Origin of the sequence: [Mycobacterium] fortunisiensis (genome assembly GCF_019050325.1) — a bacterium.
Taxonomy (GTDB): Bacteria; Actinomycetota; Actinomycetes; order Mycobacteriales; family Mycobacteriaceae; genus Mycobacterium; species Mycobacterium fortunisiensis.
Genome location: NZ_VOMB01000027.1, coordinates 312,502 through 334,409 on the forward strand (window position 1 = coordinate 312,502; position 21,908 = coordinate 334,409).

Below are 21,908 nucleotides of genomic sequence, written 5' to 3' on the forward strand. Positions count from 1 at the left end.
GCCGCCGGCGGCTCAGATCACCAGTACCGGCGCCGATTCCAGGCCGACGGTGACCGCCTCGCCGGGCTCGAAAGCCCGGGCCCGTGAGGTGGGCAGTTGCGCGTAGATCACCGTGTGATCCGGAAGCGTCAGATACACCCGCGACATCGGCCCCAGGAACACCACCGACGCCACTAGAACCCGTCCGGCCGGATCGGCACGGACCCGGACCGATTCGGGCCGCACCATCGCGGTACCCGGCCCGGCCGTCACCGAACCGCGGAGCGTCGGGACCTCGGTGCCGAGCAGCCGGGCCCACCCACTGCGCACTTGGGCGGGCACCTTGTTGTGCAGGCCGACGAATTCGGCGACGAACGGGGTGGACGGGCGGGCATAGAGTTCGGCCGGGGCCGCGAGCTGCTCGAGTTTGCCATGGCTCATCACGCCGACGCGGTCCGCAACGGCCAGCGCCTCTTCCTGATCGTGCGTGACGAACAACGTGGTGATGCCGACCTCCAGCTGGATCCGTCGGATCTCGTCACGCAACTGGGTACGCACCTTGGCATCGAGGGCCGACAGCGGCTCGTCGAGCAGCAGCACCCGCGGCTCGATGGCCAGCGCCCGGGCCAGTGCCACCCGCTGTTGCTCCCCGCCGGAGAGCTCGCCGGCGTACTTGTCTCTGTGCGCGCTCAGCCCCACCAGGTCCAGCATGTCCGCCGCTCGGGAAAGCCTGTGCCGCTTGGGCTTTCCACGCACCTTGAGGCCAAAGCCGACGTTGTCGGACACCGTCAGGTGCGGGAACAGGCTGTAGGCCTGGAACACCATGCCCATGTCACGTTTGTTTGCCGGCACCGCACTGATGTCGCGTCCGCCGACCAGCACCGCACCGGAGGTGGCCTCTTCGAGCCCGGCCAGGATCCGCAGCGCGGTGGTCTTGCCGCAGCCCGACGGTCCGAGCAACGCCACCAACTCACCCGGGTGGATCGTCAGGCTCAACCCGTCGAGCGCGCTGACGTTGCCGTAGTCGCGGGTGAGGTCGCGAAGTTCGACGCCGGTACTCAACCCTTGACTCCTGACATCCGGCGGCGGCCCCGGGTCAGGGCGCCCAAGGCCAACAACAACACGAAGCCGAGCAGCAACGTGGCCAGCGAAGCCGCCACCGACGTGGGACCGTCGCTCTTGCCGATCGCCACGATCTGGACCGGCAGGGTGTCGAAGCCGCTCAACGACGCGATGGTGTATTCGCCGAGCACCACCGCGATGGAAATGAAAGCCGCCGACAGGATTCCGGACCAGATGTTGGGGACGATCACTTTGGCGATCGTGGTGATCCAGCTCGCCCCGAGCGAGCGGGCGGCCTCCGAGAGGGTCTGCAACTCGATGGCGGCCAGGGCCGAATCCAGTGCGCGGTACGCGAACGGCAGCACCAGCACCACGTAGACAAAGGTCAGGGTGAGGGGCGACTCACCGAGAAGGTAAGTGACCCAGAGGTATACGTTGCGCAGTCCGACCACGATCACCAGCGCCGGGATCATCAACGGCAACAGGCACAGGAATTCGACGATGCCGCCGGCCCAGCGGGCCCGCAGCCGCACCCAGACCATCGTGGGCACCAGCAGGACCAGCATGACGGCCACGGTGAGCACCGCAAGCAGCAGCGAGACCACGATCGCCTGGTACAGCGCCTCGTCGGCCACCAGGTTGCGCCAGGCCGCAGCGGTGCGGCCCCCGGCGATCACGTTGCGGGTGGAGAAATCGGCCATCGCGTACAGCGGGAACAGGAAGAACAGGCCGAACAGCAGCCACAGTGCCGACCGGACAACCCGGTTCATCGCAGCCACCTTGCGGTCCGCCGCATCAGGACGTTGTAGGCGAGCATCACCACGGCCACCACCACGACCATCTCCAAGGCCAGCGCATAGGCGAATCCGGATTGCCCGAGCACCACCTCACTCGTCAGGGCGGCCCGGATCAGCAACGGCACAATCGGGCTGCCCTGGCTGACCAGCGCCGCCGCGGTGGCGTAGGCGGCAAAGGCGTTGGCGAACAACAACAATGCCGCCCCCAGAAAGGCCGGCGTCAACAACGGCACGGCCACGTCGCGCAGGTACTGCCAGCCAGAGGCGCCGAGACTCACCGCAGCCTCCCGCCATTGGGTGCGCAGCCCTTCCAACGCCGGCAGGAAGACGATGACCATGAGCGGGATCTGGAAGTAGGTGTAGACCAGGATCAGCCCGGGCAGCCCGTACAGCCAGCCGGAGCCGGCCAGATCCCAGCCGAGATGCTCGGCCACCCACAGCGTCAACACCCCGTTGAGCCCGATCGTGGCAAGGAACGCGAAAGCCAGTGCCACCCCGCCGAACTGGGCCAGCACACTGCACAGCGCCAACACCGAACGCCGCAGCATCGACGCCGGCGGACTACTGACGATCAGCCAGGCCAGTACTGCACCGAACACCGCACCCAACAGCGCGGTGGAGGCCGACAGCACGATGCTCTTGCCCAGCGCCGACAGTGCGGTGCCGGTGAACAGTGCGGCGATCCGATCGAGCGAGAAGGAGCCGTCGGCGAAGAAGGCCATGACGATCACCGTGACCGTGGGAATGATCAGGAACACCGTCACCACGGCCACGAACGGCAGCAGTGGGAGGGCGTCGCGGAGGGCCGCCCGCGCTCGCCGAGCAGAGATCTGATCCGGCATACGTCTGGCCTAGCCGATCGCCTTGGCCCAGTTGTCGGACAGATACTCCTTGGCCGTGTCGGTTTGCTCCTGGGTCGGGACGGTCACCGGACCGTCGATGATCGGCAACTGGCCGAACGTCGCGCGGTCGGCCGTGCCGGCCAACAGCATCTTGTCCGCCCGCACCGGGCGGACACCGCCCTTGGCGTAGAGGTTCTGGCCTTCGTCGCTGAACAGGAACTCCTGCCACAGCCGGGCGGCCGCCGGATGCGGTGCGTCCTTGCTGATCGCCTGGTGGTAGTACCCGGCCACCAACGCCTCATGCGGCACCATCACCTGCCAGCCGGGCACCTTCTGACTTTCGGTGCCGTTGAGGTAGTTCCAGTCGATCACCACCGGCGTCTGACCGGATTCGATGGTGGCCGGCGTCGGGTCGAGAGGCAGGAAGTTGCCCGCCTCGTTGAGCTTGGCGAAGAATTCGACGCCGGGGGCGATGTCGTCGGCGGACCCGCCTTGCGACACCGCCGCCATCACCACGCCCGCGAAGGCGGCGCCGGCCTGGGTGGGGTCGCCGTTGAGTGCGACCTTGCCGTGGTACTCGGGCTTGAGCAGGTCGTCGATGGCGGTGATCGGCGGCACCTTGGTGGAATCGAACCCGATGGACATGAAACCGCCGTAGTCGTTGACCCAGGTGCCGTCGGCATCCTTGAACTTCGGATCGATGTCGTCGAACACGGCTACCCGGTAGGGCGCGAACATCGACGTATTCGCCAGTGCCACCGACTGTCCGAGGTCGAAGACATCCGGCGCGGTGCTCTTGCCCTTCTGCTGGTTGGCTGCGTTGATCTCTTCCTGGCTCGACGCGTCGGGCTGCGCCGAGTTCACCGTGATGCCGTACTTGTCCGAGAAGGCCTTGATGATCTCGCCATAGTTGGCCCAATCCGGCGGCAGCGCAATCACATTGAGCTCGCCTTCGGCCTTGGCCGCCTCGACGAGCTTGTCCATGCCACCGAAATCGGCTGCCGAGGTGGCCTCGGACACCTTGACCCCGGTGTCGGTCTTCGCGCCGGCGCCCTCTTTCTGCGGCGGGGCACACGCGGCCAGTCCCACGGTGACGAGGGCCGCGGCGCCCAGGGCGGATACCTTCGCGAACCTGGTATTGATCCTGGTTTTGATCACTGCCAAACCCTCCGGTGGTCAAGATGCGCCGTCGTGGCGCGACGGTTGCGCGAACCTGTCGCAGAAGTGAACGAGTCCGCAGCCAACGTGCACCGGCACCCTACCGCGACGTCCGTGGGCGAGCCGGTCATTGTCAGGGCCGATAACATCGCGTGATGACCGGTCCGGGCCGCGGCGGCGACATCGCCCACCCGTCGCGAGGGTTCGACGACTTCGATCTGGAGGACTGGTCCTTCAAACCCGCTCCGGCGCCCTGGTATGCCACCCGTCCGGCCACGATCGCGCTGATCGCCGCCGCCCTGGCCGCAGCGGCGATCACGGTTTCGGTCGTGTTATTGCTGCTGCGGGATCCGGCACCAGCCGACGAGCCCAGACCGACAACGACACCGTCGTCGTCCCCGTCCCCGTCGGCCACCTCTGAGCCACCCTCACCTTCGCTGCGGGTCGGGGTGCCGCCGGCTCCGGCCGAGCCACCGCCCGCCCCGCCCGAGGAAACCGGGCAGGCCCCGGTGTACCGGCCCACCCACCGGCCGCGCCCCACCAAGAAGCCCGAGATCGGGGTGACCCGCACCCCGGTCACCCGCTCGCCGATCAGCGTGGCACCGCAACCGCGGCATCCCCGCAACTGAGCGGCGACACCGGCTGATTAGGGTGGCGGCCATGACGGCCATCCGCAAGAGCCTCGCACGTCGGCGGCGTCCGCTCGCCGTAGCCGCCACCTTCGTAGCCGTCTGCGCCGCAGGTCAGGCAGCGATCGCACCCGCCTCGGCGGATTTCGACGTGCAGGGGTACGAGGCGTGTACCTCGACAGCGGCACCAGGCCCCGACCAGAACATCGACGCGATCGCCACGACCTGCTGTGTCGACAACGCGGGAGTGCCCACCCCCACCACCTACGGCGTGGGCTGCGTCGCACCCGTCGAGAATCCGCCGGAGGACTACCGGCCCACGATCGTCATGCCGAGCCGGCCCGCCCCGCCTGGTGAGGGCGAGGACCTGATCTACGACGAGCTGATGAAGCTGCCGCCGCTCCCGGATGACGGTGCGCTGCCCGACAACGTACCGCCGCCGCCCTGAGACGTTGCCGGCGTCATCCACATAGTCTGGAGTGATGGCTGATCTGGATGCCGCAAATCGGGCCGCCAAGCGATTTGCCACGGCACCCCTTGCCGTCCTCTCGACCCTGAGACCGGACGGCGCACCACATCTGGTCCCGGTGGTCTTCGCGGTGTACGGCGACGCCGAGGGCGCCACGATCTACACCGCGGTGGACGCCAAACCCAAGACCACGCAACGACTTCGCCGGTTGGCCAACATCGACAACGATGCCCGGGTCAGCCTGCTGGCCGACCACTACGGCGACGACTGGACGCAGCTGTGGTGGGTGCGTGCCGACGGACAGGCCGCGGTGCACCACGGCGGTGAGCAGATGGCCACCGGCTACGCGCTGTTACGCGCGAAATATCCGCAGTACGAGCGGATCGCGCTGAACGGTCCGGTGATCACCGTCCAGGTCACGCGCTGGGCGTCCTGGCAGGTGTGAACGGCTGGCTGGTTACCGGCATCGTGCTGCGTCGGCGTCGTGCTGCGTCGTTTTCCACCCCAGGGTCGTGCATCTGGTCGATGAGCAGCCACTGCGTAGAAACCGACGGTGAGCTTCCGGGTGTCCAGGCTGGCGGGGTCAGGGGCGCCATGAGCCTTGTGCTGTAGGTCACATCGGGGAATTGTGGATGGCAGGTCCGGCGGGCCGCAGCGGGGCGCCCCGGGGACTCCAGGAGGACTGCCATGGCGGACAAGACCCACTCGGCCGGTAATGGAGCTGTACCCACCGCGGACAGTCCCGCGGCCATTCGCAACGTCGCTCTCGTCGGGCCGTCGGGCTCGGGGAAGACCACCCTGGTGGAGGCGCTGCTGGTGGCCGCGGGAGTGTTGAACCGTGCGGGATCGGTGGTCGACGGATCGACGGTGTGCGACTTCGACGAGGCCGAGATCGGCCAGCAGCGTTCGGTGGGCCTGGCACTGGCCCCGTTGCGGCACAACGGGATCAAGGTGAATCTCATCGACACTCCCGGCTACGCCGATTTCGTCGGGGAGCTGCGCGCCGGGCTGCGCGCCGCCGATTGCGCGTTGTTCGTCATCGCGGCCAACGAGGACGTCGACGAGCCGACGAAGGCGCTGTGGCAGGAATGCGCGGCGGTCGGCATGCCGCGCGCGGTGGTCATCACCAAGCTCGATCACGCCAGGGCCAACTACGCCAACGCGCTGGCCGGAGCCCAGCAGACCTTCGGCGACAAGGTGGCGCCGCTGTACTTCCCGGCCGGGGAGGGGGTCATCGGGCTGCTCACCCGCACGCACTCCGAGTACGCCGGCGGAACGCGCACCACCCGGCCGCCCGACGGCACTTTCGACGACGAGATCGCCGAACTGCGGGGCGCCCTGATCGAAGGGATCATCGAGGAGTCCGAGGACGAGACGCTGATGGAGCGCTATCTGGGCGGCGAGGAGATCGACGAATCGGTGTTGATTGCCGACCTGGAGAAGGCCGTGGCCCGCGGCTCGTTCTTCCCGGCGATCCCGGTGTGCAGCGGGTCCGGGGTCGGCACGCTGGAGTTGCTGGAGGTCATCACCCGTGGCTTCCCGTCACCGCCCGAGCACCGGCTGCCCGAGGTGTTCGGTGTCAACGGCGCCTCCCGTAAGCCGATGGCGTGCGATCCGTCCGGGCCGCTGCTGGCCGAGGTGGTGAAGACGACGTCGGATCCGTATGTCGGCAGGGTCAGCCTGGTCCGGGTGTTCTCCGGCACCATCAGGCCCGACGCCACCGTGCATGTGTCGGGCCATTTTTCTGCGTTCAACGGCTCGGTGGCCCCCGAGGGGTCGCACGGGCATGCAGATCATGACGAGGACGAGCGCATCGGCACGCTGTCCTTCCCGCTGGGCAAGCAGCAGCGTCCGGCGCCGTCGGTGGTGGCCGGCGACATCTGCGCGATCGGCCGGCTCAGCCGCGCCGAGACCGGAGACACGCTCAGCGACAAGGCCGATCCACTGGTGCTGCGTCCGTGGACGATGCCCGATCCGCTGTTGCCCGTCGCGGTGGCACCGCGGGCCAAGACCGACGAGGACAAGCTCTCGGTCGGGTTGCAGCGATTGGCCGCCGAGGATCCGACGCTGCGTATCGAACAGAACCCCCAGACCCATCAGATCGTGCTGTGGTGCATGGGTGAGGCGCACGCGGGCGTGGTGCTCGACGCGCTGTCCCGGCGCTACGGGGTGTCGGTGGATACCGTCGAATTGCGGGTACCACTGCGGGAAACCCTGCGCGGCAAGGCGAAAGGGCACGGCAGGCACGTCAAACAGTCCGGTGGCCACGGGCAGTACGCGGTGTGCGACATCGAGGTGGAACCGCTGCCGGAGGGCAGCGGGTTCGAGTTCGTCGACAAGGTCGTGGGCGGCGCCGTACCGCGCCAGTTCATCCCGAGCGTCGAGAAGGGCGTGCGGGCCCAGATGGAGAAGGGGGTCGGCGGTGAGCACGGGGATTCCGGTTATCCCGTGGTGGACATCCGGGTGACGCTGGTCGACGGCAAGGCGCACAGCGTCGACTCCTCGGATTTCGCGTTCCAGATGGCCGGCGGGCTGGCGCTGCGCGAGGCTGCCGCCGCGGCCGGAGTGAGCCTGCTCGAGCCGATCGCCGAGGTGACCGTGGTGGTGCCCGACGACCTGGTGGGTGCGGTGATGAGCGATCTGGTCGGCCGGCGCGGCCGGGTACTGGGCACCGACCGGGCCGATGACGACCGGACGCTGGTGAAAGCCGAGATCCCCGAGGTCGAGCTCACCCGTTACGCCATCGACCTGCGGTCACTGTCGCACGGAGCCGGGGCGTTCACCCGGGCCTTCGCCCGTTACGAGCCGATGCCCGAGGCCGCTGCGGCCCGGGCGCACCGCTCTGCTTAAGCGTTGCCCATGGAGACGTAGAACTCGTCGGTACCTGCGCCGTCCTCCAACTCGACGTCGAAGGTGTTGAGGGCATAGGCCAGCGCGCTGTAGCCGCCGAAGGTGAACATCAGGTCCATTCGCTGCTGGTCGTCGAGGCGCTGCCCGAGACGCTCCCAGACCTCGGCCGAGATCCGGGACCCGCTGTGCAGTTCGTCGACCGCGTCGATCACCGCCTGGTCGAATTCGTCTGCCGCTGAGCCGGTTTGGGCGGCAGAGAGGTCAGCTTCGGTCAAACCGAGCGACCGCGCGATCGCGCTGTGGTGACCCCACTCGTACCCGCAACCGTGCCGAAAAGCGGTACGCAGGATCACCAGCTCCCGGACCCCTTCGGGCAGGGTCGAGGACAACTGCAGGTAGCTGTTGAACGGCAGAAACGCGCCGGCCAGTTTCGGGTGGCGCACCAACGTCGACAGCGCGTTGCCCACCTTGTCCGGGCGGCGCCGTTCCGGCGGCACGGTGGAGGCCAGCGCCTCACGTGCGTGTTCGTCCCAGTCCTCTGCCGGCAACGGCGTCAACATCCGAAATCGTCCTTTCACGGGTCGACCCACTCTACGGTCGGCCGGCGAATCGTGGCGACATCCAGTAGCCGGTCGACGCTGCCACTGTCCGGCAAATGAGCCCCGGCCTGCCATTGCAGCAACGTACGGGTCGCGCGCCGCGGCGGGCGCCGGCGACATCGTCGGGCAGATAGTCACCCTGAATGACGGCAGAAATACCTGATCAGCGCCTACGCTGTGACACGGGTCTCCCGCTGTCGGCAATTTGACGTTGGCCGCAACAGGGACCTGCCGGTTGCAGTTGTCTCTGGTTGTTTGGGAGAGTTTGCAGGCCTGATGCGTTGTTGGCTGCGTCAATAAATCGGAGGTTTGCGCGTGGCCTCATCCACCGCGACGGTGCGGGACCGCTTCGAACAGCGGTTCAAGCACTGGCGTTATGACCCCCCGTACAAGTCGGCATGTGCGGGCATGGCCATCCTGTTCGTCGCGGTGCTGGTGTTGACGTGGATGCAGTTCCGCGGCGCATTCGAGGAAAAGACGCAGCTCACGGTCCTGTCCAACCGCTCGGGCCTGTCGATGGATCCGGGCTCGAAGGTGACCTTCAACGGTGTCCCGATCGGCCGGCTCACCGCCGTCGACGTGGTGGACACCGACGGTGAGTCCCAGGCCAGGCTGACCTTGGACGTCAAGCCCAAGTACCTGCACCTGATCCCGGAGAACGTCTCGGCCGAGCTGCGCGCCACCACGGTGTTCGGCAACAAGTACATCTCGTTCACCGCGCCCGACAATCCCTCGCCGCAGCGGGTCTCCCCCGCCACACCGATTCACGCTCAGGGCGTGACCACCGAGTTCAACACGCTGTTCGAGACGATCACCGCGATCTCCGAGCAGATCGACCCGATCAAGCTCAACGAAACCCTGACCGCCACCGCCCAGGCGCTTGACGGGCTCGGCGACAAGTTCGGCCAGTCGATCGTCAACGGCAACGACATCCTGACCGACCTCAACGGACGCATGCCGCAGATCCGTCGCGACCTCTCCGGGCTGGCCGACCTGGGCGAGATCTACGCCGACGCCGGACCGGACCTGTTCGACGGCCTGACCAACGCCGTCACCACCGCGCGCACGCTCAACCAGCAGCGGGCGAACCTGGATCAGGCGCTGGTGGCCGCGGTCGGATTCGGCAACACCGGCGGGGACATCTTCGAGCGTGGCGGACCGTACCTGGTGCGCGGCGCCCAGGACCTGCTGCCGGTCAGCGCAATGCTCGACCGCAACAGCCCGGCGTGGTACTGCATGATCCACAACTACGCCGAGGCGGCCCCGAAGTTCGCCCAGCAGACCCGCAACGGCTACGGGTTCGAGCTGCACGATTTCCTGGTCGGCGCCGGCAACCCCTGGGTCTATCCCGACAACCTGCCACGGGTGAACGCCAAGGGTGGTCCCGAGGGCCGGCCGGGCTGCTGGCAGCCGATCACCAAGGAATTGTGGCCGGCGCCGTATCTGGTGCTGGACACCGGCGCGTCGATCGCGCCCTACAACCACTTCGAACTGGGCCAGCCGCTGACCGCCGAGTATGTGTGGGGTCGCCAGATCGGCGAACACACGATCAATCCGTAGCGATCCGAATCGGCCCGGTGATCTCGGCTTCCAGGCTCTCCTCGTAGGCACCCTCGTCACGGCCCAGCGAGATTGTGGCGGCGGCCATCGCGCCGACGGAAATCGCCAATGTCACCGGTTCCCAGCCGGTGATCAGCAGATGTTCGCCCAGCACGACCGACCCGAGCACAACTGCGACCACGGGCTCGAGCACCAGCATGGTGGGCACCGAGGTCTGCAGTGAGCCGGCGTGGAATGCCGACTGCTGCAGCAGGGTGGCCACCACGCCGAGGATCAGCACCAGGTAGAGCGCAGGGGTGGTGAGCACGGTGAGCACACTGCCCGTCGCGATCGTGTGCATCACGATCTTCGTCAACACCGCGACGACGCCGAACATCACACCCACCGCGAACGCCAACAGGACCGCGCGGCGCCAGTCACTGCTGCGGGTGGCGGCCAGAACGCACGCGGCGACCGCGGCCGCGCACACCACGGCGACGATCACCGTGGTCGACACCGACACCGCATAGGTGCCGGTGCTGGCCCGGGCCAGGGCGACGAACACGGTCAACGCCCCGGTCAGCAGCAGGGCCCAGGCCCACTCCGCGCCGGTGACCCGGCGGTGGGCCAGCCGTGCGCTCAGGGGCAGCGCAAACAACAGGGCCGACACCAACACCGGTTGGACCAGGAGCAGCGATCCGAACGCGAGCGCCAATGCCTGGAAACCGTAACCGGCCACTGCGGACGCGGTGCCGGCCCACCAGAGCTTGCGGCGCAGCAAGGTGCGCAACATGACCGAGCTGACGCCCTTCTCGGGCGGCACGTCCATCGTGGCACGCTGCCGCACGACGATGCCGACCGCCGCGAAAACCGCTGCGCAGAGGGCAAACAGCACCGCGAGACTGTTGCCGAGCAAGCCTCGTCAACCCCTTCCGGGCCGATTGTGTCGGCCCCTCCACAGGGAGTAGGCCAGTGCCCTTCAACCGTAGAACGCTGACGCCGATGGCGCCGCCCGGGGTTGGGCCCGCGGGTTCAGACCACCTGCAGGTGCCGCTTCGGGGGCTCGTCGGCGGAACCGGTGGATCCACTGGTCGCAGCGCCGGGCAGGACCTGCGGGGCTGGGGCGATCTTGTCGTTGACACTGGCCACCGCCGAGTCGACACGATTCACCGCGGTGTCGCACAGATCGCGGACCCGGCCGCTGGCGCTTTCGACGTCGTCTGCGGCGCTGCGCAGGTACGCCCTGAGGTTGACCCGCAGCCGCTCGCCGGCGCTCCGCGCCCGCAGCCGTACCCGGTCGTCGACCTCGACAGTCACGTATGGCAACAAACGAAACCTCATCGCAGAAACCTCACCGCCGCGCTCCCATCTGGAGATGCCATGGCTCACACTAACCGCGTCCGGCGGCGGTACAAGCCAGACGTGACCGGCGCCGCATCCGCCGCGGTCGCCGCGGGTGGCTCACAGTCACTCGCCGGTGCCGGCGCCGTCCCAGTCGGCCAGCGTCCAGCCGTCGGTCGGATTGCCCTTGATCACCACGTAATCGGTGTTGTCCAGCGGGTGTTGCATCAGCAGCTGCGGGTTCGGATTGGCGACGTTCATCTGTACCCACAACATGATCGCGGCCCCGTGCGAATAGGCGACCGGTTTGTCGTCGCCGCTGTCGTAGATCTGCTGCACCGCGCCGTCGAACCGGGCGTCGAACTCGTCACCGTCGATGGATCCGGGTATCCGGGCGGTCCGGTCGCCGCGCAGCCACCGTTGCGGCGCGGAGAAGTAGGTGTCCACCGCACTCGCCTCGGGCTGCCCCTCGTAGATGCCGGCCTCGACCTCGTGCAGCCCGGGCAGCACGGTGATCGGCTCGCCCAACGTGTCGGCCATCGGCTGGGCGGTCTGCTGGGTCCGGATCATGGTCGAGGCGAAGATCCCGTCGTAGTGCTGCGGTGCCAGGCGCTGCGCACTGGCGACGGCCTGGCTGCGCCCCAGGTCGGTCAGCGGTGGGCCCGGGGTGGAGCTGTCGATCAGGCCCGAGGCGTTACCCGCCGACTGGGCGTGACGAACGAATGTCAGGGTGATGGAGCGGTAGCCGCCGGCGCCGGCGACCGGCGCCAGCAGCGTGGCCAGGGTCAAGACGATCGCACACAACAACGGCAGTACTCGTGGTTTTCGCACACCGGCCATAATTCACGGTTGAGCGTAGGTTCGTCAGCGTGACTACCCTCAACGACGCCTCGGTCGCAGGCGCACTGGACCGGATGTACGCCGCGGCCGACGAGCAGTTCACGAAATTGCGTGACGATGTGTCCGGCCGCTTCGCGAATTTGTCGGGTGCCAGCGCGCAGGAGCGGGCCGACGCCCTCAGCGACATCTACATGCCGGTGACGCGGGAGGCCGGCCGCCTGTTGTACTCGCTGGTGCGGGCCACCAAACCGGCGGTGGTGGTCGAGTTCGGGATGTCGTTCGGGCTGTCGGCTCTGCATCTGGCATCGGCGGTGCGCGACAACGGCACCGGCCGGGTGTTCACCACCGAGCTCAGTGAGGCCAAGATCGCCGCGGCCACAAAGACATTCGCCGAGACCGGTCTGGACGACGTCATCACCGTGCTCGAAGGCGACGCCCTCGAGACGCTCAAGTCCGTTCGCGGCGAGATCGGATTCGTCCTGCTGGACGGCTGGAAAGAGCTCTACCTGCCGGTGCTGAAACTCCTCGAGCCCCAGCTGGCAACCGGGGCCCTGCTGGTCGCGGACAACACCTCGATGGCGGACACGCAGCCCTACCTGGACTATGTGCGCGACGCCGGCAACGGGTATGTCAGCGTGAATTTCCTGGCCCGCGACAGCGACAGCATGGAGCTCAGCTGCCGCGGCTAGTACTCCTCGCGGGCCCGCGCCCGGTACGCCGACGGTGTCTGCCCGCAGAACTGGGTGAAGCACCGGGTGAATGAGCTCAAGTTCTCGAAGCCCACGGCTGTCGCGGTGGCCTGCACCGATTGGTCCGGCCCGGCCAGCAGCGCCATCGCCCGCAGCATGCGGGCGTGCAGAAGATATGTGCGCCAAGAGATTCCGATCGTCTCGGCGAACAGGCGGCGCAGCGTGCGTTCGGACACCGCGACCGCCCGGCTGACGTCCTCGACGGTGGCGGTGTCGAGGTGCTCCTTGGTGTAGGCCAGCGCGGCGGCCACGATCGGGTGATCGGTGGTGGGCAGGCTCAGCGGTGCCTCGTGGTCGAGCGCCTCGACGACAAGATCGGCCAGGGCGCGGAAGAACGTGTCGGAGGCGTCATCACCGTGGGCGCGTTCGATCGACCACCGCAGCGCGTAGACCATCATCTCCCGGATCAGGGGCGAGACGGCGATGATCCGGGCGCGATCGCCGCCGTCCGGAATGAGAGCCGGGTCGAACATCACCGCGATCGTCTTGACGTCGGGATTCATCACCGCCTGATGCTTGAGGCCGGCGGGGATCCAGGCGGCCTGCTGCGGGGGTAGCAGGTAGTGGGCGGCCTCGGTTTCCACCTCGACGACACCGTGGAGGGCGTATTCGATCTGGTGTACGTCGTGGAAGTGCCAGCCGGTGATCAGGCCTTCGCCCTCGTAGAGGTAGCTGCCCGACGGCGCGTGGCCGCCGCGGCGCAGATCGATGTGGCGGGTATTGGCCGATTCGGTCAAATCTCTGTCCGAAGCAGCAGAGACGGTCATGCCGTCCGAGGGTACTAGTTAGATATGAAGACCGACGACCTGATTCTGATCAGCATCGACGACCATGTCGTCGAGCCGCCTGACATGTTCCTGCGGCACGTGCCCGAGAAGTACAAGCCCGAGGCACCGATCGTGGTCACCGACGACAAGGGCGTCGACCAGTGGATGTACCAGGGCCGCCCGCAGGGGGTGTCCGGGCTCAATGCCGTGGTGTCCTGGCCGGCCGAGGAGTGGGGCCGCGACCCGGCCGGCTTCGCCGAGATGCGTCCGGGCGTCTACGACGTGCACGAGCGGGTGCGCGACATGGACCGCAACGGCATCCTGGCCTCGATGTGCTTCCCGACCTTCACCGGTTTCTCCGCACGCCACCTGAACATGCACCGCGAAGAGGCCACCTTGGTGATGGTGTCGGCCTACAACGACTGGCACATCGACGAGTGGGCCGGTTCGGCGCCCGGACGGTTCATCCCGATCGCGATCCTGCCGACGTGGAATCCCGAGGCCATGTGCCGTGAGATCCGCCGGGTGGCGGCCAAGGGCTGCCGCGCGGTCACCATGCCGGAGCTGCCGCACCTGGAGGGCCTGCCCAGTTACTTCGACGAGGACTACTGGGGCCCGGTGTTCCGCACCCTGTCCGAAGAGAACGTGGTGATGTGCCTGCACATCGGCACCGGTTTCGGCGCCATCTCGATGGCCAAGGACGCGCCGATCGACAACCTGATCATCCTGGCCACCCAGGTGTCGGCGATGTGTGCCCAGGATCTGCTGTGGGGCCCGGCCATGCGGAACTACCCCGACCTCAAGTTCGCCTTCTCCGAAGGTGGAATCGGTTGGATTCCTTTCTATCTGGACCGCAGCGATCGCCACTACACCAACCAGAAGTGGCTGCGCCGCGACTTCGGCGACAAGCTGCCGTCCGACGTGTTCCGCGAGCACTCACTGGCCTGCTACGTCACCGACAAGACCTCGCTCAAGCTGCGCCACGAGATCGGCATCGACATCATCGCCTGGGAGTGCGACTACCCGCACTCGGACTGCTTCTGGCCCGATGCGCCCGAGCAGGTGCTGGCCGAGCTGAACGCTGCCGGCGCAAGCGATTCCGACATCAACAAGATCACCTGGGAGAACTCGGCCCGGTTCTTCGGCTGGGATCCGTTCGCGCTGACCCCGCGTGACCAGGCCACCGTCGGTGCACTGCGGGCCAAGGCCACCGATGTGGACACCTCGATCCGGCCGCGGGCCGAGTGGGCCAAGCTCTACGAGCAGAAACAGCAGTTCGCCCAGTCCTGATCTGTCGTCGAGTCTGCGCCGAGGGCGGAAGGGGCCGAGAACCCCACGCCCTCGGCGCAGAGTCGATCTCGGTCAGGCCCGCAGGGTGGTGCCCGCTTGGGCGTTCATGGACGTGAATGTCTCGGCGGCGGTGACGGTATCGGCCGCAATGCCTGCCGCGGCGCCGGCCCGGGCCTTGAACGCCCGCGCGGCCGCACTCAGCTGATGCCCGAACCGATGGGCCTGGTCGGCAACTGCGCCCCACACCAGCACCTCGGCGCAGCCGGACAAAATCTGTTGTACCTCAGGCGTCGTCGCGTCCCGGTACATCTCACCGCCCAGCACCAACACGCATTTCTCTTCGTCCGGCCGGGCGGCCGCCACCGCGCCGTCGACCAACTCGGCACCGAGAATCTGCACCGGCCGGGCCGCGCCCGCGGCGGTATCGGATTCGAGGAGCTGCACACTCACCCGCCAGCCGCTCATCATCCGGTCGACGATCAGGCCGCCGGCGTTGGCGGTGAGTTCCGCGGCGTCGCGTGCGATCACGTGCATGCGGTATCCCACGGTGCCGCAGGCTTTCTCGCTCTTCATCGCAGCACCCGCACCGGGACGTGCGACCATCCGACGACGTTCTGCATGCTCACCCGCTCACATCGATCCCAGTCGACCTCGTAGGCCGGCATGAAGTCCAGCAGCTTGTCGAGTGCGATGCCGCACTCCAGCCGGGCCAGCGCCGCACCCAGGCAGCTGTGGATGCCGTACCCGAAACCCAAGTTCTGGGCCTCGGTCCGGTTGCGGTCGATGTCGAAGACATCGGGATCCGTCCAGGCCTCGGGGTCACGGTTCGCCGATCCACCGACCAGGAACACCGGCTTGCCGGCCGGAATCGTGGTGCCATGCAGGTGGATATCGCGCTGTGACCGCCGCACGTTGTACTGGGCCGGTGCCTCGTAGCGCAGCAGTTCCTCGATCGCGGCCGGGATCTTGCTGCGGTCGGCGGCCAGGATCCGCCATTGTTCGGGATGGCGGGCGAACATCACCGCGGCGGCGCCGACCAGTTTGGTCACGGTTTCGGCTCCGGCACCGCCCAAAAGCGTGGCAAAACCGGCGATCTCAGAGCCCCGCAGCCGACTGATCTCGCCGTCTTCCCGCTCGACCTCGGCCGCGATCAGCCCGCTGATCATGTCGTCGCGTGGTTCGGCGCGGCGTTGTGTGATCAGGTCGTAGTACATCAGCCAGGACTGGGCCATGGCCTCGATCCCGGATTCCGACATCTCGATCTGGCCCACGTCCCGGTGCAGTGACTCGTCGATCCACAGCCGCACCTGCTGTCGCGCCTCCGGCGGCACGCCGAGCATCGCGGTGATGACCTCGACCGGGAAGAACGCCGAGAAGTCGGAGACCACATCGAATCCCTGCGGGTCGACGCCGGCCAGGTAGCGGTCGATCTGCTCGGACACCATGTCGCGCAGCGCCCCGATCGCCCGGGGGGTGAAGACCTTGTTCACCAGGCTGCGCATCTGCCGGTGCTCGGGCGGGTCAAGCGAGATGATCATCTTCGCCGGCGCCTTCTCCCCGGTGCGCACCATGGCCAGGTCCACACCGTAGGCCGACGAGTACGTCTCGAAGTCCCGGAACGCGGCCGCCACGTCGGTGTGCCGGGTCAGCGCGTAGAAGTCGTACTCGGCGCTGTAATAGACCGGCGCCTCTTCCCGCATGCGTCGATACGTTTCGTACGGACCGTTGAAGAAGTCCGCCGAGAACGGGTCGAACACCACTTGCGACGTCGTCACCTGACCTCCCGCCGGAACACCGAAACCTGCCCCGACATCACTCCGGGACGCCTAACTGTAATGGTTACAGTAGGTTGGTTTCAAGTCTCCGGCCCCAGGCGGCCCGGGCGAAGGACTAGTGGGCGATCTGCCAGTCGGCGGCCTCACGCTGCTGCGTCCAGAACTCCCGGAAGCGGCCCTGGCCCCCGCCTTCGGCCAGCAGGTCGTCGATGCTGCCGTCCTCGACGATGCGTCCCCCGTCCAGGAACAGCACCCGGTCGGCGTGCCGGATGCTGGCCAACCGGTGCGCGACGATCACCCGGGTCCGGGACCGCTCGTCGGCGGTCAGGGCATCCACCACCGCGGCCTCGTTCTCGGTGTCCAGCGCGCTGGTCGCCTCGTCCACCAGCAGCACGGGCGCGGGCTTCACCAGGGCGCGGGCAATGCTGACCCGTTGGCGCTCACCGCCGGACAGGGCCGTGCCGGCCTCGCCCACCTTGGCGGCGTCACCGCCGGGCAACCGCGCGGTCAGCTCGTCCACCCGGGCCAGCCGCACCGCGGCGGCAAGCTGCTCGGCATCGGCACCGGGGTCCCCGACGAGGATGTTCTCCCGGATCGACCCGTCGAACAGGTAGGGATGCTGGAAGACCACACTTATTGCGGCCCTGCGGGTTTCGGTATCCATCTGGGCGGTGTCGACACCGTCGATCAAGACCCGACCCGCGGTGGGCTGATGCAGTCCGGCGATGAGCGACAGGACCGTGCTCTTGCCCGAGCCGGAAGGCCCGACGATCGCGGTGATACCCCCGGGCTGCAACACGAAGCTGACATCCTCGAGCACCGGGGTGGTGCCGTAACCGAAACTCACATGGTCGAATTCGATGCGCGGGGCGGCCTGCAGATCAGACAGCGTCGCGCTGCCCGCGGTCAGCTCCGGCGCATTCAGCACGGTCCGGATCCGGTCCAGGGTGGCCCGAGTGGACTCGATCGCCGGGGCCAACTCGCTCAGGGCGGCGAACGGTTCGAGATAGCGGGCGATCACCACGATCAGTGCGATGGCCTCGGGCACGGTCAGCTCGCCCCGCACCGTGAGCACCGTGGCCATACCGGCCAGCAGGATCAGACCCAGCTGGCTGGCCAGGCTGAACAGCAACTGCCCCGGGATCTGCATCCCCAGCAGGCGCACGCTGGCCCCGTGCTGGGCCGCCAGCGCCCCACCCACCAGGCTGCGGGCCGGCTCGACGCGCCGCGCCGCACGCAAAGCCTGTTGGGTACGGGCGAATTCGATGATCCGCTCGGTGAACGCACTGTTGGTCGCGTCGGCGACGGCGTCGGCCTTGCGGCTGAGCCGTCCCGAGCCCCACAGCGCACCGAGCAGGACCACCACCCCGGCCAGGGCGGCCAGCCCCAGCGGGGGCGAGACCGCCACCAGGGCCACCGCGATGGCGGCGGGCAGCAGCACCGCCCCGATCAGCGGTGTCAGCAGGTTGACCACCAGACCGACCAGTTCCGGTCCGGTCGAGGCGATGGCCTGGCGCGCGGTGGCGGTGTTCGCGGACGTCAACCAGTCCAGCCGAACGTTGGGCAGCCGATCGGCGACGTCGTGCTGGGTGTTGTCCAGCACCGCGAAGCCCAGGTCGAAACCCAGCCGCGAAGTGGTGGTGTCCACCGCCCACCCGATCACGGTGGCCGCGGTCAGCCAGCCCAGCCAGGGCCAGGCGTCCGACGGGGCTCCGCTGAACAACGCGGCCACCAGCGGGACCAGCAGCACCGTGCCCGCTGCCCGGACCAGCACCGAGACCAGCGTCAGCACTGAATACAGGGTCAGCTTGCCGCGCAGCGCGGCCGGAACCAGGGCGATCAGGGTGCGGATCATCGGGCTGCCTCCCCGGCGGTGACGGTGTCGCTGGGACGCAGTGACCGGCCGCTTTCCCACAGTTGGTGGTAGCGCCCGGCGGCGGCCAGCAGTTCTTCGTGGGTGCCGATCTCGGCGATGCGTCCGCCGTCGAGCACCACGATCTGGTCGGCGTGGGTGATGGTGTGCAACCGGTGGGCGATCACCAGCACGGTGCGGTCCTTGGTCAGCCGGTTGAGTGCTTGCTGCACCAGGTATTCCGACTCCGGGTCGGCGAACGCGGTGGCCTCGTCGAGGATCAGCACCGGAGTGTCGGCCACGATGGCGCGGGCGATGGTGAGGCGTTGCCGCTCACCGCCGGACAGCGCCGAGGCCGCGCCGAGTTCGGTGTCGTAGCCGTCGGGCAGCCGCAGGATCCGCTCGTGGATCTGGGCGTCGCGGGCGGCCTCCTGCACCCGGTCGGCGCCGGTATCCGGTTCGGCCAGCGCGATGTTCTCCGCAACGCTGCCCTGCACCAATTGCGTTTCCTGCAGCACGAACCCGACCTGGCGGTACAGCTCGTCCGCGGTCAGCGCACGAATGTCGGTGCCGGCCAGGCTGATCGACCCCTGATCTACGTCGTAGAAGCGGGCCAACAGCGCGGCCAGGGTGGACTTCCCCGAGCCCGAGGGGCCGACGAGCGCGGTGACGGTGCCCGGTTTCAAGGTCAGCGACACGTCCTGGATGACCGGGACCTCTGGGCGGTACCCGAAGGTCACGTGGTCGAACACCACGGCGCCGGGTTGCCCGGGGGCCGCGGCCGCCGCGTCGGCCTGCACGTCGAGTTCGGACTCGTCGAGGGCGGTCTGGATCCGCCGGGCGGCCAGCATGCCGCCGCGAATCCCGCCCAGTCCGTAGCCGATCCCCAGCAGCCGGATCCCGAAGGTGGTGCCCAGCAACAGGAACGGCAGCAAGTCGACCGGGTCCATCGCGCCGGAGACGATCATCGGCGTACCCACCACCGCGATCAACCAGAGGAACGTACCGGGCCGGGTGACCAGGTCCATCAACGACTTCTTGCCGGTGAACGGCCGCTGCCAGGCGACCAGGAAGCCGATGTACTCGTCGAGGCGACGGCGGAAGCTCGACGCTGCGGCACCGCCGAACACCCGGACCACCGGCTGACCTTCGAGGAAGGCTCCGGCCTCGCCGCCCATCCGCTCGGTCCAACGCTGCGACTGGGCGATCTTCGGTCCGGATTGGATGGTCATCACCGACATCAGCACGACGTAGGTCAACACCGGGATGAACAGCACCAGCGCCAGCCGCCAGTCCACCGCGAACAGGTACACCAGGACCGCCACCGGTGCGATCACCGCCGCGACCGCGTCACCGATGGCGTGCGTGACGAGGTAGTGCAGGGCCAGGGTGTCGTCCTGCACGAGTTGCTTGATCGAGCCCGAGCCGCGGGCGGTGAACCAGCCCAACGGAAGTCGCGACATCTTCGTCAGCATCCGGGTCCGTAGATCGCGCGCGAAGCGGGCGTCGATCCAGTGCAGCCACAGCGTCAGCGCGGCGGCCAGGAAGGTCCCGGTACCCAGCAACCCGACGGCCGTGAGCCCCAGCGTCCACAGCCGGTCGGCGTCCGCCCCCGACAGCAACAGCCGGGCCAGTTCGACCAGCAGCACGAACGGCGCGAGCTGCACCAGGGTGATGATCGCCTGCAGCACACCGGAGACGATCAGCTGGTTCTTCAGCGGGGCCAGCAACCGGCCCGCGGCCTGGGCCCGCCAATTGCCTTGCGCAACAGGTGCGGCCGGCGCCGGCTTCGCCTCCGCCGCGGGAGCGCTCGCGGCGGCCGCGCCATTGCTCTCGGTGGCGTTGCCGGCGGTATCCCCGGTCTGGCTCTCGTCGCGATCGGTACCCATCGCGCGACCCTCGGTCCAGTACGCCTGCGGGTGCAGTTCCGTCTTGGGGAAGCCGAATTCGTTCTTGAGCCGGGTGCGCAGGTGTTTGAGCGAGCCGGCCTCCGGCGTCACCCAGCAGTACCAATCCGACCAGTCCCGGGCCTCGATGGCGGCTGCCAGCGACGTCGTGTCCTCGCGCACCACCCAGTGCAGTCGCAGCCGGGGGTGCTCGGTGATGGGGATGAGCAGGTCGTGCTCGTCATGCTGCTCGAGGTACAGCTCGATCGGGATGTCGTGCGGCAGCGCCCCGATGATGCCGTTGATGGCCGGGATGGCGGCGGCGTCACCGATGAGCAGGTATCCGGCCGGAAGGTCCTCCGGCACGCTGAATCCCGGTGAGCCGAGCGACATCACCGGGATGGTGTCGCCGGGTTGGGCCGCGCGGGCCCACTTCGCGGCCGGGCCCGACGGTTCGTGCAGCACCACGTCGATCGTGAAATGCCCGGTGTCGGGGTCCATCTCGGTCATCGTGTAGGCGCGCTGGTACTCGGTCTTGGAGCCGTCCGGGTCGGGCACCCAGAACCGTAGGTAGGACGCCGGGGTGGCCACCGCGTCGTCGAACACCGTGGGGGACACCATCCGGATCCGCAGCAGATTCGGCGTCACCTCTTCGGTGCCGATCACGGTCGCCTGGTGATCGCGCGCGCCGAAGCCGCGCATCATCACTCCCTGAAATCCGCGTGCCATCAGCGGTCCTCTCCCGTGGCGGTCAGATCCGCCACGATGTCTGCAATCGGCCGGTCGGGCACCACAGCGCTCAGCAGTCCCCGAATCAGTGCGTTCATCAGCAGCTCCAGGTATTGCCGGCTGCTCAACTGTGTTCCTGCGGTGTGCACCGGGGCCAGGGCGGCGTCGCCGGCCAGCCGTTCGGCCGCGGCGTCGCGTTCCACGACGAATCCGTCATCGCTGCCGCTGGCCTCGGCCTTGAGCTCATGCTGGGCGGCCAGGCCGATGGCCAGCACCGCCACCGAGCTGCTGAGCAGCGCGGCGGGCTCGGCAGTGTAGCCGCGCCGGCCCAGTGCGGCGATCTCGTCGGCCAGCAGCCGGGCACCGGCGTCCCCGCGCGGGAACAGCACCTGCATGTAGGTGGCCAGGCCGGGGTTGGCCAGCGCGAACCCATGCAGGCTGACCCCGAAGGCCAGCAGGTGTTCGTCGACCGGGCGAGCCGGATCGTCGGTCAGCTCGAGCTCCGCGAGCAGGCTCTCCCCGACCAGCCGTTCCAGCTCCCAGCGGCCGCTGATGTGCCGGTACAGCGCGGTCGCCGAGACGCCGAGCTTGGCGGCCACCCCGTTGATGCTGAGGTTGCGCATCCCGAGCTCACGCCCGGCCCCGACGATGTCGGACACTGCGATGAGCGGCGGGCGGCCTCCCACGCGAGCGGCGACACCGGGTCCGGCCATGATCACCTCCGACGGAAAGTTACCCCCACAAACTAAGGGTCA

21 protein-coding genes are annotated in these 21,908 nt (G+C 68.1%); 7 read left to right on the forward strand and 14 right to left on the reverse strand.

Annotation, left to right across the window (positions count from 1 at the left end):
* Window positions 1-12: 12 nt before the first annotated feature.
* The 4 genes from FR943_RS25815 to FR943_RS25830 are packed head-to-tail and all read right to left on the reverse strand — an operon-like array spanning window position 13 to window position 3,838.
* A complete protein-coding gene (locus FR943_RS25815; RefSeq protein ID WP_217161160.1) occupies window positions 13-1,041 on the reverse strand; it encodes an ABC transporter ATP-binding protein in 1,029 nt (342 codons plus the stop codon).
* Window positions 1,038-1,811 carry an ABC transporter permease gene (locus FR943_RS25820; RefSeq protein ID WP_217161161.1) on the reverse strand — a complete coding sequence of 258 codons (774 nt, stop codon included), beginning with the start codon at window positions 1,809-1,811 and terminating at the stop codon, window positions 1,038-1,040. The genes FR943_RS25815 and FR943_RS25820 overlap by 4 nt, the downstream gene beginning before the upstream one ends.
* The gene (locus FR943_RS25825; RefSeq protein ID WP_217161162.1) at window positions 1,808-2,680 is read right to left on the reverse strand and encodes an ABC transporter permease; all 873 of its coding nucleotides are present in this window, start codon (window positions 2,678-2,680) and stop codon (window positions 1,808-1,810) included. Before FR943_RS25825 ends, FR943_RS25820 begins: the two co-directional genes overlap by 4 nt.
* Window positions 2,681-2,689: 9 nt before the next feature.
* The gene (locus FR943_RS25830) at window positions 2,690-3,838 is read right to left on the reverse strand and encodes an ABC transporter substrate-binding protein (protein ID WP_217161163.1); all 1,149 of its coding nucleotides are present in this window, start codon (window positions 3,836-3,838) and stop codon (window positions 2,690-2,692) included.
* A gap of 155 nt (window positions 3,839-3,993) precedes the next feature.
* On the opposite strand from FR943_RS25830, the gene FR943_RS25835 reads away from it, so the two are divergent.
* The 4 genes from FR943_RS25835 to FR943_RS25850 all read left to right on the forward strand — a co-directional run bounded on the left by FR943_RS25835 (window position 3,994) and on the right by FR943_RS25850 (window position 7,786).
* Complete coding sequence (locus FR943_RS25835; RefSeq protein WP_217161164.1) at window positions 3,994-4,467, forward strand: hypothetical protein; 474 nt, start codon at window positions 3,994-3,996, stop codon at window positions 4,465-4,467.
* A 31-nt stretch (window positions 4,468-4,498) separates the two neighbouring features.
* Window positions 4,499-4,915 (forward strand): hypothetical protein, encoded by a 417-nt coding sequence (locus tag FR943_RS25840; protein ID WP_217161165.1) that lies wholly within the window; start codon window positions 4,499-4,501, stop codon window positions 4,913-4,915.
* Between the two features lie 34 nt (window positions 4,916-4,949).
* Window positions 4,950-5,381, forward strand: coding sequence for a TIGR03668 family PPOX class F420-dependent oxidoreductase (locus FR943_RS25845; RefSeq protein ID WP_217161166.1), 432 nt, complete (start codon window positions 4,950-4,952; stop codon window positions 5,379-5,381).
* Between the two features lie 242 nt (window positions 5,382-5,623).
* Window positions 5,624-7,786: an elongation factor G-like protein EF-G2 gene (locus FR943_RS25850; RefSeq protein WP_217161167.1), complete on the forward strand. Its 2,163-nt coding sequence runs from the start codon at window positions 5,624-5,626 to the stop codon at window positions 7,784-7,786.
* On the opposite strand, the gene FR943_RS25855 is transcribed toward FR943_RS25850, so the two are convergent.
* Window positions 7,783-8,346, reverse strand: a complete 564-nt coding sequence (locus tag FR943_RS25855; protein WP_217161168.1) for a carboxymuconolactone decarboxylase family protein — start codon at window positions 8,344-8,346, stop codon at window positions 7,783-7,785. The two genes, FR943_RS25850 and FR943_RS25855, sit on opposite strands and share 4 nt — an antisense overlap.
* A gap of 447 nt (window positions 8,347-8,793) precedes the next feature.
* On the opposite strand from FR943_RS25855, the gene FR943_RS25860 reads away from it, so the two are divergent.
* Window positions 8,794-9,945, forward strand: coding sequence for an MCE family protein (locus tag FR943_RS25860; RefSeq protein ID WP_217161230.1), 1,152 nt, complete (start codon window positions 8,794-8,796; stop codon window positions 9,943-9,945).
* Here FR943_RS25860 and FR943_RS25865 read toward each other — a convergent pair.
* The 3 genes from FR943_RS25865 to FR943_RS25875 all read right to left on the reverse strand — a co-directional run bounded on the left by FR943_RS25865 (window position 9,935) and on the right by FR943_RS25875 (window position 12,105).
* Entirely contained in the window at window positions 9,935-10,840 is a 906-nt protein-coding gene (locus FR943_RS25865; RefSeq protein WP_217161169.1) for a DMT family transporter, read from the reverse strand. The genes FR943_RS25860 and FR943_RS25865 overlap by 11 nt on opposite strands.
* Before the next feature lie 116 nt (window positions 10,841-10,956).
* On the reverse strand, window positions 10,957-11,265 hold the full coding sequence (locus FR943_RS25870) for a hypothetical protein (RefSeq protein WP_217161170.1): 309 nt from the start codon (window positions 11,263-11,265) through the stop codon (window positions 10,957-10,959).
* A gap of 126 nt (window positions 11,266-11,391) precedes the next feature.
* The gene (locus tag FR943_RS25875; protein ID WP_217161171.1) at window positions 11,392-12,105 is read right to left on the reverse strand and encodes a histidine phosphatase family protein; all 714 of its coding nucleotides are present in this window, start codon (window positions 12,103-12,105) and stop codon (window positions 11,392-11,394) included.
* 74 nt (window positions 12,106-12,179) lie between these two features.
* Between FR943_RS25875 and FR943_RS25880 the strand changes: the two genes are divergently transcribed.
* The gene (locus tag FR943_RS25880) at window positions 12,180-12,794 is read left to right on the forward strand and encodes an O-methyltransferase (protein ID WP_217161231.1); all 615 of its coding nucleotides are present in this window, start codon (window positions 12,180-12,182) and stop codon (window positions 12,792-12,794) included.
* On the opposite strand, the gene FR943_RS25885 is transcribed toward FR943_RS25880, so the two are convergent.
* Window positions 12,791-13,621, reverse strand: coding sequence for an AraC family transcriptional regulator (locus FR943_RS25885; RefSeq protein WP_217161172.1), 831 nt, complete (start codon window positions 13,619-13,621; stop codon window positions 12,791-12,793). The two genes, FR943_RS25880 and FR943_RS25885, sit on opposite strands and share 4 nt — an antisense overlap.
* A gap of 24 nt (window positions 13,622-13,645) precedes the next feature.
* On the opposite strand from FR943_RS25885, the gene FR943_RS25890 reads away from it, so the two are divergent.
* Window positions 13,646-14,911: an amidohydrolase family protein gene (locus FR943_RS25890; RefSeq protein ID WP_217161173.1), complete on the forward strand. Its 1,266-nt coding sequence runs from the start codon at window positions 13,646-13,648 to the stop codon at window positions 14,909-14,911.
* Window positions 14,912-14,983: 72 nt separating this feature from the next.
* Here the strand turns inward: FR943_RS25890 and FR943_RS25895 are convergent, their stop codons facing one another.
* From FR943_RS25895 to FR943_RS25915, 5 genes are all read right to left on the reverse strand, one after another.
* Window positions 14,984-15,484 carry a hypothetical protein gene (locus FR943_RS25895; RefSeq protein WP_217161174.1) on the reverse strand — a complete coding sequence of 167 codons (501 nt, stop codon included), beginning with the start codon at window positions 15,482-15,484 and terminating at the stop codon, window positions 14,984-14,986.
* Window positions 15,481-16,686 carry a cytochrome P450 gene (locus FR943_RS25900; RefSeq protein WP_217161175.1) on the reverse strand — a complete coding sequence of 402 codons (1,206 nt, stop codon included), beginning with the start codon at window positions 16,684-16,686 and terminating at the stop codon, window positions 15,481-15,483. Before FR943_RS25900 ends, FR943_RS25895 begins: the two co-directional genes overlap by 4 nt.
* A gap of 115 nt (window positions 16,687-16,801) precedes the next feature.
* Window positions 16,802-18,541 (reverse strand): ABC transporter ATP-binding protein, encoded by a 1,740-nt coding sequence (locus tag FR943_RS25905; protein ID WP_217161176.1) that lies wholly within the window; start codon window positions 18,539-18,541, stop codon window positions 16,802-16,804.
* Window positions 18,538-21,153 carry an ABC transporter ATP-binding protein/permease gene (locus tag FR943_RS25910; RefSeq protein ID WP_217161177.1) on the reverse strand — a complete coding sequence of 872 codons (2,616 nt, stop codon included), beginning with the start codon at window positions 21,151-21,153 and terminating at the stop codon, window positions 18,538-18,540. The genes FR943_RS25905 and FR943_RS25910 overlap by 4 nt, the downstream gene beginning before the upstream one ends.
* Window positions 21,153-21,866, reverse strand: coding sequence for a TetR/AcrR family transcriptional regulator (locus FR943_RS25915; RefSeq protein ID WP_217161178.1), 714 nt, complete (start codon window positions 21,864-21,866; stop codon window positions 21,153-21,155). Before FR943_RS25915 ends, FR943_RS25910 begins: the two co-directional genes overlap by 1 nt.
* Window positions 21,867-21,908: the final 42 nt, after the last annotated feature.

Coding starts and splice junctions, on each gene's coding strand:
- FR943_RS25820 (WP_217161161.1), bottom strand. CDS start 1,811: ATGAACCGGGTTGTCCGGTCGGCACTGTGGCTGCTGTTCGGCCTGTTC.
- FR943_RS25825 (WP_217161162.1), bottom strand. CDS start 2,680: ATGCCGGATCAGATCTCTGCTCGGCGAGCGCGGGCGGCCCTCCGCGAC.
- FR943_RS25835 (WP_217161164.1), top strand. CDS start 3,994: ATGACCGGTCCGGGCCGCGGCGGCGACATCGCCCACCCGTCGCGAGGG.
- FR943_RS25840 (WP_217161165.1), top strand. CDS start 4,499: ATGACGGCCATCCGCAAGAGCCTCGCACGTCGGCGGCGTCCGCTCGCC.
- FR943_RS25845 (WP_217161166.1), top strand. CDS start 4,950: ATGGCTGATCTGGATGCCGCAAATCGGGCCGCCAAGCGATTTGCCACG.
- FR943_RS25850 (WP_217161167.1), top strand. CDS start 5,624: ATGGCGGACAAGACCCACTCGGCCGGTAATGGAGCTGTACCCACCGCG.
- FR943_RS25855 (WP_217161168.1), bottom strand. CDS start 8,346: ATGTTGACGCCGTTGCCGGCAGAGGACTGGGACGAACACGCACGTGAG.
- FR943_RS25860 (WP_217161230.1), top strand. CDS start 8,794: ATGGCCATCCTGTTCGTCGCGGTGCTGGTGTTGACGTGGATGCAGTTC.
- FR943_RS25870 (WP_217161170.1), bottom strand. CDS start 11,265: ATGAGGTTTCGTTTGTTGCCATACGTGACTGTCGAGGTCGACGACCGG.
- FR943_RS25875 (WP_217161171.1), bottom strand. CDS start 12,105: ATGGCCGGTGTGCGAAAACCACGAGTACTGCCGTTGTTGTGTGCGATC.
- FR943_RS25880 (WP_217161231.1), top strand. CDS start 12,180: ATGTACGCCGCGGCCGACGAGCAGTTCACGAAATTGCGTGACGATGTG.
- FR943_RS25885 (WP_217161172.1), bottom strand. CDS start 13,621: ATGACCGTCTCTGCTGCTTCGGACAGAGATTTGACCGAATCGGCCAAT.
- FR943_RS25890 (WP_217161173.1), top strand. CDS start 13,646: ATGAAGACCGACGACCTGATTCTGATCAGCATCGACGACCATGTCGTC.
- FR943_RS25895 (WP_217161174.1), bottom strand. CDS start 15,484: ATGAAGAGCGAGAAAGCCTGCGGCACCGTGGGATACCGCATGCACGTG.
- FR943_RS25905 (WP_217161176.1), bottom strand. CDS start 18,541: ATGATCCGCACCCTGATCGCCCTGGTTCCGGCCGCGCTGCGCGGCAAG.
- FR943_RS25910 (WP_217161177.1), bottom strand. CDS start 21,153: ATGGCACGCGGATTTCAGGGAGTGATGATGCGCGGCTTCGGCGCGCGC.
- FR943_RS25915 (WP_217161178.1), bottom strand. CDS start 21,866: ATGGCCGGACCCGGTGTCGCCGCTCGCGTGGGAGGCCGCCCGCCGCTC.